At 46.0% G+C, this 15,580-nt stretch carries 13 protein-coding genes and 1 pseudogene; 5 read left to right on the forward strand and 9 right to left on the reverse strand.

Annotated features, from left to right (window positions below):
- Positions 1–223 precede the first annotated feature (223 nt).
- Positions 224–1,069 carry an oxidoreductase gene (locus ACJJI0_RS19940; RefSeq protein ID WP_444883921.1) on the forward strand — a complete coding sequence of 282 codons (846 nt, stop codon included), beginning with the start codon at positions 224–226 and terminating at the stop codon, positions 1,067–1,069.
- Between the two features lie 155 nt (positions 1,070–1,224).
- Here the strand turns inward: ACJJI0_RS19940 and ACJJI0_RS19945 are convergent, their stop codons facing one another.
- The 4 genes and pseudogenes from ACJJI0_RS19945 to ACJJI0_RS19960 all read right to left on the reverse strand — a co-directional run bounded on the left by ACJJI0_RS19945 (position 1,225) and on the right by ACJJI0_RS19960 (position 4,785).
- On the reverse strand, positions 1,225–2,133 hold the full coding sequence (locus tag ACJJI0_RS19945; protein WP_444883922.1) for a 1-acyl-sn-glycerol-3-phosphate acyltransferase: 909 nt from the start codon (positions 2,131–2,133) through the stop codon (positions 1,225–1,227).
- A gap of 90 nt (positions 2,134–2,223) precedes the next feature.
- Positions 2,224–3,063 (reverse strand): hypothetical protein, encoded by an 840-nt coding sequence (locus tag ACJJI0_RS19950; RefSeq protein ID WP_444883923.1) that lies wholly within the window; start codon positions 3,061–3,063, stop codon positions 2,224–2,226.
- A 220-nt stretch (positions 3,064–3,283) separates the two neighbouring features.
- A pseudogene (locus ACJJI0_RS19955) lies at positions 3,284–3,939 on the reverse strand (IS30 family transposase); the annotation flags it as partial.
- Between the two features lie 663 nt (positions 3,940–4,602).
- Positions 4,603–4,785: a helix-turn-helix domain-containing protein gene (locus ACJJI0_RS19960; protein ID WP_444883924.1), complete on the reverse strand. Its 183-nt coding sequence runs from the start codon at positions 4,783–4,785 to the stop codon at positions 4,603–4,605.
- A 113-nt stretch (positions 4,786–4,898) separates the two neighbouring features.
- Between ACJJI0_RS19960 and ACJJI0_RS19965 the strand changes: the two genes are divergently transcribed.
- Together ACJJI0_RS19965 and ACJJI0_RS19970 are read left to right on the forward strand one after the other, a co-directional pair.
- Complete coding sequence (locus ACJJI0_RS19965; protein WP_444883925.1) at positions 4,899–5,276, forward strand: YybH family protein; 378 nt, start codon at positions 4,899–4,901, stop codon at positions 5,274–5,276.
- 11 nt (positions 5,277–5,287) lie between these two features.
- Positions 5,288–6,199 (forward strand): alpha/beta hydrolase, encoded by a 912-nt coding sequence (locus tag ACJJI0_RS19970; RefSeq protein WP_444883926.1) that lies wholly within the window; start codon positions 5,288–5,290, stop codon positions 6,197–6,199.
- A gap of 404 nt (positions 6,200–6,603) precedes the next feature.
- Here the strand turns inward: ACJJI0_RS19970 and ACJJI0_RS19975 are convergent, their stop codons facing one another.
- Together ACJJI0_RS19975 and pdxR are read right to left on the reverse strand one after the other, a co-directional pair.
- Positions 6,604–7,944 (reverse strand): hypothetical protein, encoded by a 1,341-nt coding sequence (locus ACJJI0_RS19975; RefSeq protein ID WP_444883927.1) that lies wholly within the window; start codon positions 7,942–7,944, stop codon positions 6,604–6,606.
- A 314-nt stretch (positions 7,945–8,258) separates the two neighbouring features.
- Positions 8,259–9,731: a MocR-like pyridoxine biosynthesis transcription factor PdxR gene (gene pdxR, locus ACJJI0_RS19980; protein ID WP_444883928.1), complete on the reverse strand. Its 1,473-nt coding sequence runs from the start codon at positions 9,729–9,731 to the stop codon at positions 8,259–8,261.
- Positions 9,732–9,834: 103 nt separating this feature from the next.
- Here pdxR and ACJJI0_RS19985 point away from each other — a divergent pair, with 103 nt between their 5' ends.
- Positions 9,835–10,434: a pyridoxamine 5'-phosphate oxidase family protein gene (locus tag ACJJI0_RS19985; RefSeq protein ID WP_444883929.1), complete on the forward strand. Its 600-nt coding sequence runs from the start codon at positions 9,835–9,837 to the stop codon at positions 10,432–10,434.
- Here ACJJI0_RS19985 and ACJJI0_RS19990 read toward each other — a convergent pair.
- From ACJJI0_RS19990 to ACJJI0_RS20000, 3 genes are read right to left on the reverse strand one after another with little or no spacing between them, the layout of a single operon-like run.
- Positions 10,427–10,897 carry a GNAT family N-acetyltransferase gene (locus tag ACJJI0_RS19990; protein WP_444883930.1) on the reverse strand — a complete coding sequence of 157 codons (471 nt, stop codon included), beginning with the start codon at positions 10,895–10,897 and terminating at the stop codon, positions 10,427–10,429. The two genes, ACJJI0_RS19985 and ACJJI0_RS19990, sit on opposite strands and share 8 nt — an antisense overlap.
- 55 nt (positions 10,898–10,952) lie before the next feature.
- The gene (locus ACJJI0_RS19995; protein ID WP_444883931.1) at positions 10,953–11,915 is read right to left on the reverse strand and encodes a S41 family peptidase; all 963 of its coding nucleotides are present in this window, start codon (positions 11,913–11,915) and stop codon (positions 10,953–10,955) included.
- Positions 11,912–12,451: a MarR family winged helix-turn-helix transcriptional regulator gene (locus ACJJI0_RS20000; protein WP_444883932.1), complete on the reverse strand. Its 540-nt coding sequence runs from the start codon at positions 12,449–12,451 to the stop codon at positions 11,912–11,914. Before ACJJI0_RS20000 ends, ACJJI0_RS19995 begins: the two co-directional genes overlap by 4 nt.
- A 195-nt stretch (positions 12,452–12,646) precedes the next feature.
- On the opposite strand from ACJJI0_RS20000, the gene ACJJI0_RS20005 reads away from it, so the two are divergent.
- On the forward strand, positions 12,647–15,493 hold the full coding sequence (locus tag ACJJI0_RS20005) for an ExeM/NucH family extracellular endonuclease (RefSeq protein ID WP_444883933.1): 2,847 nt from the start codon (positions 12,647–12,649) through the stop codon (positions 15,491–15,493).
- Positions 15,494–15,580: the final 87 nt, after the last annotated feature.

The following is a 15,580-nucleotide window of genomic DNA, read 5'->3' on the forward strand; positions in this document are numbered from 1 at the left end:
ATTCAAATAACTACTTGATTTACTTTAGGGCTTACATCTGTAGGCCCTTTTTTAATTTTCCTAGTACTTGAGACTGGTGGTGTTTGCCTTTTTGGAGAGTTGATTTATATACCATGTGCTAGCTGACAAATTTTTATTGCTGTTGGATTAAGATCTAAGCAAAAAGATACAATAGAGGCATTAACGTTCTACAACTAATCTAGGATATGGAAGAAATATTGAAATGATAGAAAAAAAAGTATGGTTAATAACCGGTGCATCGAGAGGATTTGGGGCATTAATTGTTGAAAAAGTACTTGAGCAGGGCGATTGCGTGGTTGCAACTGCGCGTAAGCCAGAGGCGATTACTGACCGCTTTGGGGTTAACCCGAACCTGATCGCTGTGGCACTTGATGTTACTAATGAAGATCAGGCCCACTTGGCGGCAAAAACAGCTATAGATACCTTTGGTCGTATTGATGTACTTGTCAATAATGCCGGCTATGGGCTTCTTGGTGCAGTCGAGGAAGCCACCGCTAAAGAAGTAGAAGGGCAGTTTGGCACCAATGTTTTTGGTCTTTTAAATGTCACACGAGCGGTTCTCCCTTATATGCGGAAGCAGCGATCTGGCCACATTCTCAACTTCTCATCAATCGGAGGCTATCAAAGTGGACCGGGCTTCGGTGTCTATTGCGCCACCAAATTTGCGGTGGAAGGTTTGACAGAAGCTTTATACGCGGAGTTAGCACCACTTGGTATCCATGTTACGGCTATTGAGCCGGGGTACTTCCGAACTGACTTCCTTGATTCAAGCTCATTAGCCGTGAGCCCTAAAGTCATCGACGATTATGCCGAGACATCAGGTGCTGTGCGTAAACTGGCTAACGATATTAGTCGCAAGCAACCGGGTAACCCGGCAAAACTGGCGGATGTCATCATGAAGTTAGCTAGCGCGTCGAATCCTCCGGTACGCTTGCCTTTGGGTAGTGATACTGTTGCTGCTATCAAAGAAAAGCATGATTCAGACAAAGCCTTGCTGCAAGAGTGGCTTCACCATTCAGTTTCGACTGACTTTCCTGAGGGGGAGTAATTTAATTTGAAGGGGAGGTTGATTGGCTAGTGTGAACTATTATTAGTTCACGAATAGTGAGGCTAACAAAGCAGCTTATTATAGGTTTTGCGGAGAGTAGTCTTGAAATAGACTACTCTCCGCGCATTTTCTTTACCGTGCTCTGTCAATTAAAGCTAAATATCTTCTAGTTGAGCCCTATGCTTAAATGTGTTTTGAACACCTAAAGCACCAATATTTTCTGCAATAAGATCTCTGATTCTCGCGGAATACTCTGATACCGGCTCACCATCTTTTTTCTTTGTGGAATTGAGTATACGGTATTCAAATACAACAAAAGGTATAAATAAAAACCACAACATATTAATGTTGTGATTCGCACCCAAAGGATGCGGATTGATAAAGAAAGACCATTTTATATTAATTGAAACAGGCAGTACTTCACCCGCAATTCTAAAAGGGTACTTCTGAAACTTGTGTACTGTGCGTACATTTCCAATAGTCCCCTCCGGAAATATTACTACTTTGTTATTTTTGTTTTCTGATAAGTAGTTGATGATATTTTTATCAATCCCGTTGCCAGTTACTTCTAAGATTGACGGGTATAGTTCTTTTGATAATGAAAATACCTTGTTTACTCTCTTGTCTTTTAGGTGTGTGGCTACAACACCAACTCCCCTTTCTACAAAGAAAAGTGAATCCAATAGAGAAATATGGTTACAGATGATGATTCCAGACTTAAATTTCTTCAGTAATTTATTTCCACGAGAGATGAATATAAATCCACAGATTCGAAATAGTATTTTGAAATATTTGCTGGGTACTTTTCTTTTATAGTGAGAGAAAATTCTGGGAATGATAAATAACATGAAAAGGATAAGTAAAGCTCGAATAAATGCAAGGCTTATCCCGATTGGGGCATATAAGATGGTAAGTGGAATGGATAGCCAGGGTACTATAAATCTATTTGTGTCATAGGCTTTAAGGTAAGGTATTTCATTCATTGTTTTAGTTCTCGAGAATCCTGTTTTCGATATTGGTATTTTATTATATAAACCTTTATTAAATGTTGTTCTAATCCCCACATTGTGTTTTTTGTGATTTTTTCTAAAAAATAAAATGTTCAAGTGAGAGGGGGAGGAGTTATGTATTGCTGGATATCAGTTTAGCCAGGATTAAGTCTGGTTGATAATTAATTTTTTGTATTGTCTATAAATATCTACAAGTATCAATATATAAAATAAAGGAATCAGTGTGAGTGCTGCCAAGTGCAATGCTATTATATCGTTTTCTTTGCTGGATGGGGTCACTGAAAATACAATTATTTCCAGGATGAAAAACAAGATAAACAATAGATATTTATCCAGCTTAGATATGGATTCAAACACCTTGGAACCAAGCATCCAGTAACGCCAGGATTTGTATTTTAAGGCATCAAAAAGATAATAAAGGCCACAGGTTAAGCTCACTAAAGTTGTGAGTAGTAGCTCAAACACCCAGGCCGGGGGCTTGCCAGGGGTTGGGGGCCAAACATTGGTTACTCCAAATTCGGTAAAGGAGAGAATGGCGAATAGTCCGGTAGTTAATAGAACAATAGGGAACCGAAAAACTAATATGACCATACAGATTGCGGCAGAGACTTCGAAAACCCTTTGAATGGGCATAAAAATATTGGCATGCTCTGCAACCCAGGCTAATGCATTGCGAAACCATAGCGGGGTGCTTCCGTATTCTACATAGGAGTTCACCAGCCCTCTATAGCCCTCTACGGTAAACCAGTTCAGTAAGCTGTCTTCATAAACCTGGAAAATCAACATAACACCTATGGTGATGGTGAACAGGTTAATCCAACGCCCTACCAGCAGATTGGATTGTTCTGTCTGTAAGACTATTCGATATCGGTCTAAAAATTTTGAAAGTATTGCTAGGGCGGCAATGGTGATACTGGATAAAAGGCTGACTAGAAGTATGTAATTTCCGCCGTTGCGCGACATCAAAAATATCGCGAACAACACGCTAGATGCCACAATCACCCAGAGCACCAGGACAAAAAGCTTATATCGGGTGCCAGAATACTGCCTAATAGACGCTGGTGATAGGGCGTTGGATGGGATGAAGCTTGATACTTGTCCGACCATGTTATGATTAGGGTGTTTGAGTGGTTGTTGCTAAATATTACTTGCTTCTTGGTTTCAAGTAATAGCTGCAATACTTCCATGCTGTAAGAAGATAATCTTACAGCCCCATTAATAGCTCATTCGGAGACCCTCCACCCCAACTCGCTTTTGGTCTACTATTTGGGCGATCTATTACAAATTGAATCTGCTCTTCTGTTACTTAATTGAAGTAGGTACTCTTTGGGAAATACTGCCGAATGAGGTCGTTAATGTTTTCATTAATTCCCCTCTTCCAGATGAGTATGGGTGAGTAAAATAAATATCAGCTTCCAAGCCTTCTGCAATCGTTGTATGACCAGTGAATTCAAGACCATTGTCAAATGGTAATTGTTTTGATTTTTTCTTTAAAACTCACCATGTGGCTAACTGCTGCTTCAGCCAGCAAGCCTGATCGTTTGCCTGTCAATCTGACAATAACAGTAAATAATTTTGGTACTCAATCATATTCAGCAAAGCTCCGCCACGGCTCTTGCCTATAACGGTATCACCTTCCCAGCCGTCAATCCGATTCATTCGGTCTACAACAGCTGGTCGATCATCTATGTACACTTTGTTTTTGATCTTTCCGTGTCGATCATACTTACCGTAGCACTTACGATGGGACTTTGATGCACTCCTAAGATACTTGTATAAGTCCTCACCAATTGTCTGATCTAAGTAAATTAGCTGATAGATCATTTCATGATGTAGCGTTACACCCGTATGTTCCTTTAACTGGCTTGTAGTCTACTTAATGCTTTTAACGAAGTACTGAGCATTCGCTGAAAGTCTATATAGTGAATTGGTGCTAAGTCTACTGTTGTTACTGTTTCCAGAACCCCCTCTTTGACGAGCTTAGCTGCGGTAATATCCGCTTGCCTCGCAATCTCCAAGCCCATTTCTGTTATTTGAAAAATACTGCGCAAAGAGTTACCGCGGACTTTGGTGTGACTCGTATTGTATCTGTATTAGGCAACTTATATTTAACCAGAATTCACTGCTAGCCACTGGCGATATGACTCCATTGGCGTAAATAATAGAGATTCTCTAATAAATTACCTTGCCTATCTATTTACTCTCTATTCGGATTAAGGCTTTCACGGAGCACACCTAGATCGGATACTTTGGTTGACTGCAAATCCAGGCTGATCAGGCGAATTGCAATATCTACCTGGTATTCAATCAGGTCGATAGGGGTATCGTTAGCGAGTAATCGAACACTAAGCTGTGTATGCTGCTCTGTGAGCTGGCTGGAACAATAACCGGCTCGAAAAGTGCGTGAGACGCAGTAATTGTCAGTGTCCCCGAGAGTTTTTCACAGGTGCTTTTTAAGTCTGCCAGGGCAGTGCTATAAATATCTCTGATTTTATAGCAAGGAATGTAGAACTGCGTGCCTGCTTACGTTAACGAGAGCGCTCGGGTACTTCGGTATAGTAGCCTTATTCCCAGACCTTTTTCCAGTTGGGTTACCGTCTGGCTTATTGCCGGTTTAGTACGTGCCAGGCTATTAGCCTCTGCCGTAAAACTGCACACTTTAACAACAGCTAGAAATACTTGCATATCCTCTAAATAGGGTTTCATTGTTTAATTTTGCTAAACACTAATTTAACTTTATGGATGTTTATCAAAAGGCGGTGACTGAGGCAATATGCTTGCAGAACGAGAATGCTTAATATCGTGAAGAGGAATCTGATATGAATAAGGCATTAATTGAAAAAACTGTAATGGCCAGCGAGCGTTGGAAGTCATTTTTCAACCAAGGAAATGCAGAAGGCTGCGCTTCTATGTACGAAAAAGATGCGCAAATGATGGCCAAGCCATTTGGGCTATTCCAGGGGCGGGAGCAGATACAGGCTTTCTGGGAAAACCTTGTGGCTCAGGGGTTCTCAGATGTGACTTATCTGGATACAAAAATCGAGGCAGTAGATGACTCTTCAACCGTACTTTCCAGCAACTGGAGAATGAATAACGCGCAAGGGGTAATTACACGGGAGCTCTGGGTTCTCCAGGAGGACGGCACTATGCGCCTGCGTGAGGACCATTTTGAAGCCTTGGACAAAAATACGAAGTGAAAGGATATAACATGAACGAATATTGGAATAGTTTTACCCGGGAAAAAACTGACGAACAGTACAATCCAACTCTGTGGAATCATCGTTTGCCACCAGAAAAATTGTTACCAGCTCATGTAGAATTCACAGAGAGTCACAGCTCCAATTACCGACAGGCGATCAAAGGTGGACTGCAAACAGTTAGTTTTGGGGAAGGGGAATTTTCAGGTTCAATGGATATTTTTAGGCCTGAGAATGTTGCTGAAGATGCACCCATAGTCATTTATATCCATGGAGGTTGGTGGCAATGGTTCTCAAAAGAGCAGTTTTCCTTTCTGGCTGAGCCTTTTAATAGAAAAGGGATTGCTGTTTATATGCCTGGTTATCGTATGGCCCAGGATTGGAATAATGGCGTGCCTATGGAGTCCATAGTAAAACAGACACAGTATGCAATGGCTAAGGTACTTAAGGAAGCAGAGCTAAGAGGTACGCCTGCAGTTTACCTGATGGGGCACTCGGCAGGTGGTCAGTTAGTAGGGATGTTGCATCAGACAGATTGGAGCCAGTTTGATATTTCAAAATCTACGCAAGATAAGTTCAAAGGCGCATTTTCTCTGGCTGGACTTTTCGATATCCGTCCACTGGTCAATAGCTTTGTCAATGACACGATTAATATGTCAATGGAGTCGGCGGAGAAGGTAAGCCCACAGTTAATGCCGCTAAGTGAAGGTAGAAAGCTCTGTCCACTACATTTAATAGTACCTGAATTTGATACTCCTGAGTTTTTTCGTCAGACAAAGGAGTATCAAGAAAAGCTATTAAAATCCGGAAATCCCTGTCATTTTATTATTGCAAATAATCGTGATCATCTTGATTTACTTGAAAGATTAGTTGTCGAAGATGATGAGGTGCTAAGTTATCTCTTGAATCATATTTTGGTTTAGTTTTAAAGTTAGGGCATGGCAAGTAATGTCCATGTCTTCCTTTCTAAACTGTATTTAAAATTTTGAAATAAATTGTAGAGAAATCCTAGGTGGGGTGTCTTTTAAATAAATAGCTTAATTTTTCTAACTTGGTTTCAAGTAATAAAGATAAGCCTCTATTGACAACCAAGTTGTATGGCTCAGAGTTTGTCTGTTTTTTTAATATAGAAATGCTGTGCTCAGCTTTAACAAGCTTTTAATTCTTTAGTAACCTGTTTTTGATGTTGGATTTTTATCCAAACCTTTGGTTTAGGTTTTTCTGATTCCTGTGCTAAATTTTTGTGTGGATAAATCATGTGGATAAAAGAGTAGAGAGCCGCGAATGGACGCTTATCAGTTTGACCAAGATTAAGTCGGATTGATGATTAGTGTTTTGTGCTGTCTTTTCTATAAATATCTATAAGTATCAATATATAAAATAAAGGAATCAGTGTGAGTGCTGCCAAGTGCAATGCTATTATATCGTTTTCTTTGCTGGATGGGGTCACTGAAAATACAATTATCTCCAGGATAAAAAACAAGATAAACAATAGATATTTATCCAGCTTAGATATGGATTCAAACACCTTGGAACCAAGCATCCAGTAACGCCAGGATTTGTATTTTAAGGCATCAAAAAGATAATAAAGGCCACAGGTTAAGCTCACTAAAGTTGTGAGTAGTAGCTCAAACACCCAGGCCGGGGGCTTGCCAGGGGTTGGGGGCCAAACATTGGTTACTCCAAATTCGGTAAAGGAGAGAATGGCGAATAGTCCGGTAGTTAATAGAACAATAGGGAACCGAAAAACTAATATGACCATACAGATTGCGGCAGAGACTTCGAAAACCCTTTGAATGGGCATAAAAATATTGGCATGCTCTGCAACCCAGGCTAATGCATTGCGAAACCATAGCGGGGTGCTTCCGTATTCTACATAGGAGTTCACCAGCCCTCTATAGCCCTCTACGGTAAACCAGTTCAGTAAGCTGTCTTCATAAACCTGGAAAATCAACATAACACCTATGGTGATGGTGAACAGGTTAATCCAACGCCCTACCAGCAGATTGGATTGTTCTGTCTGTAAGACTATGCGATATCGGTCTAAAAATTTTGAAAGTATTGCTAGGGCGGCAATGGTGATACTGGATAAAAGGCTGGCTAGAAGTATGTGATTGCCGCCGTTGCACGACATCAAAAATATCGCGAACAACACGCTAGATGCCACAATCACCCAGAGACACCAGGACAAAAAGCTTATATCGGGTGCCAGAATACTGCCCAATAGACGCTGGTGATAGGGCGTTGGATGGGATGAGGCTTGATCGGATGGTTTCTGAATGTTTGAGGTGAAGCTACAGCTGCTTACCGCCAAGACTAATGCATATAAAGCCGGTGATAAAAACTCAAAGAACCAGCTATTTTCGCCCATATAAGTAAAGCCCCATAATACTATGAAGCTCACAAACATGAGTAGGGCGCCTAGGGGCATTAATATCCGCAATATTAAGAGTGCCCCGGCAAGTAGAATGGCAAAATGCAGTGAGTAGGTCAGGCTGGTGATGTGCGGGGTGAAAAATATTGCTAAAGATTGAATGGCTGCGGGGGCTTTTTCTGTTCGAATAAGCTGCTCTAATACGGCTGCAAAGGCCTGCGGAGCCATCTCGCCATTCAGGTAGCGCATAATGACTAGTTGGATACAAGCGGCGCCTAAAAAAAGGCTTATCATAGCTAGCCATGCAGTTGGCGTGGTTGCCGCTTTTGTTTGGCTAGTATCTAAAGTTTGGCTGGAATTGTGCATAAACCCAGCCTAGTTGAATTCGACCCCCATAGATCAATACTTGTGCCAAAAAAAGTTCGCTATTTCAGCGTGTATCCATCCAAGTTGTTGTCTTTATCGGCAATAGGAAAGTGTGGATAACTTCAGGCTAGGGCTGGCCTGGCATATGCGGGGTGAGTGTATATAGGAGATACACTAACAGTATTTTCTACTGGTCATAGCATAGAAATGCTGTTGCCAATAATAATGATATTGAAAGTTGGCTAGCTGAATGAGTGTGTTAAAAAACTCTGCAGAAGATCTATACAGTCCTCTCTCTGCTGTTTACTGGTATTGGCAAACCCTAATACCAGGCCATGGTTCAATGATTTGTCGGGATAGAAAAAAGAAAGTGGCGTGCTACCGAAGCGGTGTTCGGCTAATTGCTTTGATAGTTCTAGGTCATTCCTGCCGGGCGTGGCGAGTACCAAGTGCATTCCGGCACTACTTGCGATGAGTTGCGCCTGGGGTTCCAGTTTATCTCGTGCCAAGTCGCAAAAATGCAGCCATTTTTCCCGATAGTTGATGCGCATTTTGCGCAGGTGTCGTACGAAGTGTCCTTCGTCAATAAAGTCGGCAACAACCGCCTGGGCAAGTAGGGGGGAGTGGCCGGAGAGTATTTCCTTTGCTCGAGCAAATGCCTGTACAAAGGGTTTGGGAACGATCATGTAACCTAAACGCAGGCCGGGCTGCAGGCTTTTACTGAAACTGCCCATATAGATAACCGGGGTATGCTCTGCCATTCCCTGGAGAGCGGCGACAGGTTTGTGCTGAAAGGAAAATTCGCTGTCGTAGTCATCCTCTAAAATCCAGCATTGCGTCTTGCTGGCCCAGTCCAACAGCTTTAGCCGTTCACTGGCAGGCATGACTCCGCCCATGGGGTACTGATGGGTTGGCGTGGTGTAGAGGACTTTGCCGTGCAGTTGGCTTTTGATCAGTGCATCCACGTCTAAATAGCCGCTTTGCAATTCGGCCAATGCCAACCTGGCGCCGCAGGCTTGAAACACCCAGCGGGCGCGGCGGTAGCCAGGGTTTTCCATGATGGCGGTATCTCCGGGGCCAAGTAGCACTTGTGCGCACAGGCTCAAGGCTTCCTGGGCGCCATTGGTTATGATGATCTGGTCTTCATCACAGAGCACTCCGCGGCAGCTGCGCAGGTATTCTGCCAATGCCTGGCGTAAGGGTGGATGGCCCTGGCTGTGCCCATAGCCAAGCAGTGGAAACCTATCTTTATGGCGCCTGTAGAGTCTGGACCAAATAGCTAAAGGAAAGGCATTGAGATCCGGTATACCCGGTGAAAAAGGTAGAGATACGCCGCTGTCGGTTTTAAATGCCGTTGCAGTCTGCAGCTTTTGGCCAAGGGCTGAGAGTCCTGGTAAGGGAGCTGTACTATCGGAGCCTTGGGAATGCCATGCCTGGTGCTGTGGTTTCTGTACGTAAGCGGGCAGGGTACTGGATACAAAAACGCCCTGTCCGACATGGCTGGTAACAAAGCCCTCTGCTTTGAGCTGCTCTAACACCAGTGTGACCGTATTGCGGCTGATATTCAGGGTGGAGGATAGTCTGCGAGAGGAGGGGAGCTTGCTCCCTGCTGCGAGACGTCCGCTGCAAATCCATTCCACCAGGCTGCGGTATAGCTGGCTTTGTAATGGTTGCCTGGGGTCCAGGGTTAAGTCGGCAAAATCGGGGCTGCTCAAACTGGCACCATTAACTGATTAAAACTGGATCTAATCAGAGTACCAGCAACTCCCTATATTGGCGATATCTGTTGTTGATAAATCGTTGTGGGAGTTTTTAAGAATGGTAGTTTTAGATTCCGCAAAGAGTGAACTGCCGGTAACTGCGAAAAGCCGGGTGCGCCGTGCTGCCAAGAGGGCCAGTTATCGCCGCGAGGATATTTATCGTTTGGTCGATGAGCTGAAGCTGGGGCATATTGGCTTTACCCAGGATGGTGAAGTGATTGTTATCCCCATGACGGTATGGCGCCATGGGGACTTTTTGTATTTTCATGTGCTCAATAAAAGCCGCCTACAGAAATTACTGGATTCGGGGCAGCAGGTGTGTATTTCCTTTGCCCACTATGACGAATGGGTCCTGGCTAAATCCGCCTTTCATCACAGTGCCAACTATCGCTCGGCAGTTTTGTTTTGCCGCGGTGCGCGGGTACAGGACCCAGAGGAGTTTGATGTGGTTTTCAAATCTATTATCGAAGATATCGAGCCCGGCCGCTGGAGCCAGGTGCGCGCTCCAAACCCTCAGGAGCGCAAGGGTACGGCCCTGATGCGCCTGACCATAGAGGAAGGTTCTTTTAAGAGTCGCACAGGGGCGCCATCAGACAATAAAGAAGATCTCGATTTACCGGTTTGGAGTGGCACTAAGCCCGCCTGCCCGTTTAGATAGCATCAGCCTCTTCAGGAGTTTTATTGGTGAGATTGATAATGGCAAGCATATCTTCGTTGTCCTTATCCATACCCACTTCAGTAAAACCAAAACTGGAATAAAAGTCTTTAGCCACTGGGTTTTTGGGGTTGTAGCAGATTTCTATTTGCTCGATATTGGGTGTTTGCCGGATTTCTTGTAGGGCTAGCTGAAGCGCTGCCCTACCTATCCCCTTCCCCTGCTGCTTCTGGTCAACCATAAATCTCCAAATGGAAATTTTTTCACGGCTCTCTTTCACCCACATAAGAAAACCAACGGGCTTTTCTTCCGTATAAATCGCACGGGTTTCATATCCAGAATTGAACTGTGCCTCCACCAGTGACCACATATTGCAGGCGACGTATTCTTGCTGTGCTTCGGCGACATCCAGATCGCAGACCGCCTCATAGTTATTCTGGGTTATAGGTTGTAAAGAGGTACGCATTGTTGAGTTCTACAATTCCATTGCTTTAAAGTTTAGGTGTGCTTTAAAACGCAGTTTATTTTTTAAGAACCTCTAATGCCACCTGTAAAATTTCTTGCTCGCTGCTTTCAATATTCGGTCTCACCCCCCGACCCTCCCAGTTAACCAGCTCCTTAGATAAAGTCGAAACCGGGCGACTAGAGGGAATTCCAATTTCAAAGTTAAATGGCAGGGTCTGAGGCGCATCCATCATATGGGCTCCGCCGGCGCTGGCACTACCGATAATAGTGGCTCTATCCAGTTGTTGCAGCGAGAAGGCGATGCTTTCTGATGCGGAGAAGGAGCGCCCATTGATCAGTACTACCATGGGTCTCTGGGTGCCATAGGCTGGCCAGGGAAGTTCTTTGATGCGTTCAGGGGAATGTTGCTTCTCTCTGGTTTCAATGACATATGGCAGGGGGTTAGTGGGGTCCACAAAGGATTCGAGGATGGCAGTGGCTGTATCACTATCACCACCGCCATTATTGCGCAGGTCTAATATCAGACCGTCACTGTGTTGCAACAGGGTAAATGCCGCGGCCAGGCTTTGCCGGGCATTTTCAAAAGTGTGGAATGAAGAGAGTTTGAAGTAGGCAATATTACCGGGCAATAATTCTAGTTTCTTTACACCATAGTTGTTCTTGGGCGCCTCGGCCCGCCACTGTGCTATCCAGTTGTTGGAATCTTCGTTAGGGCTTACCGGCTCCAAATAGAAATGCTTGTCTCCGGACAGTGTTCGGATTTTCTCGGTAATTAGCTTGGCAAAACTTTGGGAGTCCCGACAAAGGCGCAAAGCTTCAGGGCTACTGGCCATCTCAGACAACGCCAGGGAAACACTCTGGGCTTTGTCTGCGAGTACATAAGTTTCTGCAATAGCGCTGGCGGCGGATTGGATAACTACGGTGGGATTAAACTGGCAATCCTCATCGTTGTCACTTGCGTAAGTCGCTGAAGAGATGGTGTGGCATAGGGCCAGGCTGAAGGGGGCAATCAGTTTCATGGTTTTTTATTCTCCTTGGCAGTGCACTGCTGAATGCGATCGAGATAGGGGTGTTCCTGCAGAGCGGCAATCGCCTCTTCGACGAGTGCTGTTAGAGGTGTAGACAGTTGCCGATTTAATGAACGTTCCGCTTCAACGGTGGCTTGCCAGTGGACTTCAAGCTTTGGTAGTAAGCGCTGGCCTTTACGGCTGAGGCGGACCTTGCGCTGGCGTGCATCCTCCCCGGTGAGGATTTCTAACAATCCCTGCTGGACCATATCTCTGACTGTCTGGCTAACCGCCGGCTGGGAGATTGCGGCACTGGCCGCGATTTCATTGATGGTGACCGGGCTCTTATGGATAAGGGCTCGCATCACCGGTGTATAACGCGGCTTGTAGTTTTTAATACCGCAGGTGCGGTAACTATCTGCGACATCGCCGTCCAGTAATTCGATTAAATGCCTGAGGCGAGTACCCAGCTGGCTGTATTTCATAGTGTTGAATTTATATAAGTGCTTATATAAATGATTGTAGAGTATCTCCCTACGCTGTGGCATTTCCTCAACCTCCTGTGGACCCGTTAACCCTTCGCTTGATCGCGGACACACGGTTTTAGGCTGCCGGCAAATGCCAAGCCTTTCCAGTCACCACACATTGAAACCGAAATTTAACATTTGTTTCATCGAAATTTAGGAATTCCCCGCCACTCTTTGCGCCGCTTAATCCGTATCAGGCAACTGGGAATAACGACGATGAAACAATTTGGCTTGGCTGCTCTGGCAGCCCTGGGTCTTCCACTGATGGCTGCAGAGGTCCAAGCCAGCGACCTCATTATTTCGGAATACATCGAGGGCAGTGGTAACAATAAGGCGCTGGAAATTTTTAACGGCAGCGAAACTGCGATTGATTTGAGCGATTACTCAATCCAGCTCTTTTTCAACGGTTCCGATAGTGCCTCAGCGAATATCGCTTTGAGTGGCACCTTGCAGAGCGGTGCGGTATTTGTTCTGGCCCACGGCAGTGCCGATACAGTGTTGCTGGATCAGGCCGACCAGATTTATACCAGTGGCCTGTTTAATGGTGACGATGTAGTAGCACTTGTAGGTCCCAATGGTTTTGTTGATGTGATCGGCCAAATTGGTACTGACCCCGGCAGCCAGTGGGGCAATAGCAGCCTCGGCACACAAAACCAAACACTGGTACGCAATCTTGATGTGCAGACAGGCCGCTCCGATGGCAACAGCACCTTCGATCCCGCTCTGGAGTGGTCCAGTGAGGGATTGAATAATTTTGATCACCTGGGCTGGCACGGCGCCGATGGTGGCAATGGAGATGGTGACGGTAATGGCGGTATCGAGCTGGGGGCCTGTGGCGATGCGTCAACCTTAATCAGCCAGATTCAGGGCAGCGGCACCGCGAGTGCGCTTGAAGGCGAGCGCCACGAAATTGAGGCGGTGGTTGTCGGCAATTTCCAAGATCCCAATACCGGCCTGGCTGGTTTCTTCCTACAGGAAGAGGACAGCGATCAGGATGGCGTGGATGCGACTTCAGAAGGACTGTTTGTACACGACAATGGCTTCGGTGTGAGTGTGCAAGTTGGCGACCTGGTGCGCGTGGGGGGTATCGTCGATGAGTTTTTTGATTTCACAGAGTTGAATCAGATCGATGGTGTCAGCATTTGTGGAAGCGGCTATCAGGTAACGCCCGCTAATGTGCAAATGCCATTTAGCTCAGTAGAAGAGCAGGAGCAGCTCGAAGGGATGCTGGTTGAATTCCCACAGAGCCTCACCGTTAACGGTCATTACAACCTGGGCCGCTATGGCGAAGTGATCCTGTCCAACGGCCGCCTGTACATCCCCACCCACAATAATATGCCGGGCGCCGCAGCGGCGGCTCAAGTGGAAGCCAACGCACTCAACCAGATTATTCTGGACGATGGTTCCACAGTGCAAAACCCCGAGACAATGCCTTATCCGGCCTCGGGTCTCAGCGCTTCTAACACCTTGCGCAGTGGCGATACTCTGGAGGGGCTTACCGGAGTGATGGGGTACGGCTTTGGTGCCTACCGTGTTCACCCTGTGGAAGTCCCCCAATTTACCCCGGTCAATCTACGCGATGAAGCGCCCATCTTACCGGGTGATGGCAGCCTGCGCGTTGCCAGCTTTAACGTGCTGAATTACTTCAACGGTGACGGCAACGGAGGTGGCTTTCCCACTTCGCGCGGTGCCGATACTTTGGAAGAATTTGGGCGCCAAAGAGAGAAAATTATTTCTGCAATCTTGCGTATGGAAGCCGATATTGTCGGCTTGATGGAACTGGAAAACGACGGCTACGGTGTCGATAGTGCCATCCAGGATCTGGTCAATGGGCTCAACGCAGCAGCATCAGGACAGAGCTACCAGTTTGTGCAGCCGGATCTCACGCAGCTGGGCAGTGATGAAATCGCCGTGGGCATGATTTACCGCAGCGACCGTGTTATGCCGATTGGCAGCGCCGTTACTCTGCAGGATTATCCTTTTGATGACGGTAACCGCCAGCCGCTGTTGCAGGCATTTGCCGAACTCTCCTCTGGTGAGCGTCTCGCCGTGGTGGTGAACCACTTTAAATCCAAGGGAAGTTGTCCAAATGATGGCAGCCTGAACAGCGATCAGGGGGATGGTCAGGGCTGCTGGAATGCTCTGCGTACTCAGGCTGCCGATGCCCTGGTGAGTTGGGTTGAGAATGACCCTACCGGAACTGGAATTGACCGTGTTTTAGTGCTGGGCGACCTCAACAGCTACGCCATGGAAAATCCAATTACGGCTCTTGAGGGGGCGGGGTATACCGACCTGCTGGAATGGTACGGAGCGGGACAGGCTTATTCCTATGTCTATGACGGCCAGTCTGGCTACCTGGATCATGCGCTGGCCAGCCCTTCACTGGCTCCGTTGGTTACTGCTGCTGTGGACTGGCATATCAATGCCGATGAGCCGCGAGTGCTGGATTACAACCTTGAACACAAGAGCCTAGAGCAGCAGGAAAACCTCTACTCTACAGGCCCCTTCCGTGCATCCGATCACGATCCCTTAATTGTTGAGCTGGATCTGAGTGCAGATAACCTAGCGCCCACGGCAGAATTCAGCTGGGAGTCTGAAGGGTTGTTGATTAATTTTATCGATAACAGCACTGATGCAGATGGTGAGCTGTTGAGCTGGTCCTGGGATTTCGGCGACGGTGTAACCAGTAGCGAGCAAAATCCCAGCCACACTTTCGATGTTCCGGGTAATTACTTGGTACGTTTGCAGGTAAAAGACGATCGCGGTGCGGTATCCACACAAGAACAGATTGTTGAAGTGATGGATGATGCGATTTCATTGCAGGCCAACTTTAAACTCCATCGCTTTTTCCGTTGGGTATGGGTAGAAGATCGCAGCCAATACAGCGGTGATAATAAACTGCAATACCACTGGGATTTTGGGGATGGAGTGCAGCGCAACGGTCGTTGGGCGTTACATCGCTACGCACAAACGGGTAATTACGAAATTACCCTCACAGTGACTGATGGTGAGGACGCTGAAGACAGCGCCTCTCAAGTAGTAAAAATTTCCTGGCCACGATGATATATGTCAATTTTTGATTAATAATAAATATTCTGGTTGCCCTGGCGCTGGGGTTTTGAATTCCCTGTCGTCGCTTCACCAGGATTC

The sequence above is a fragment of the Microbulbifer mixtoriginis (SeqCode) genome (assembly GCF_052466695.1).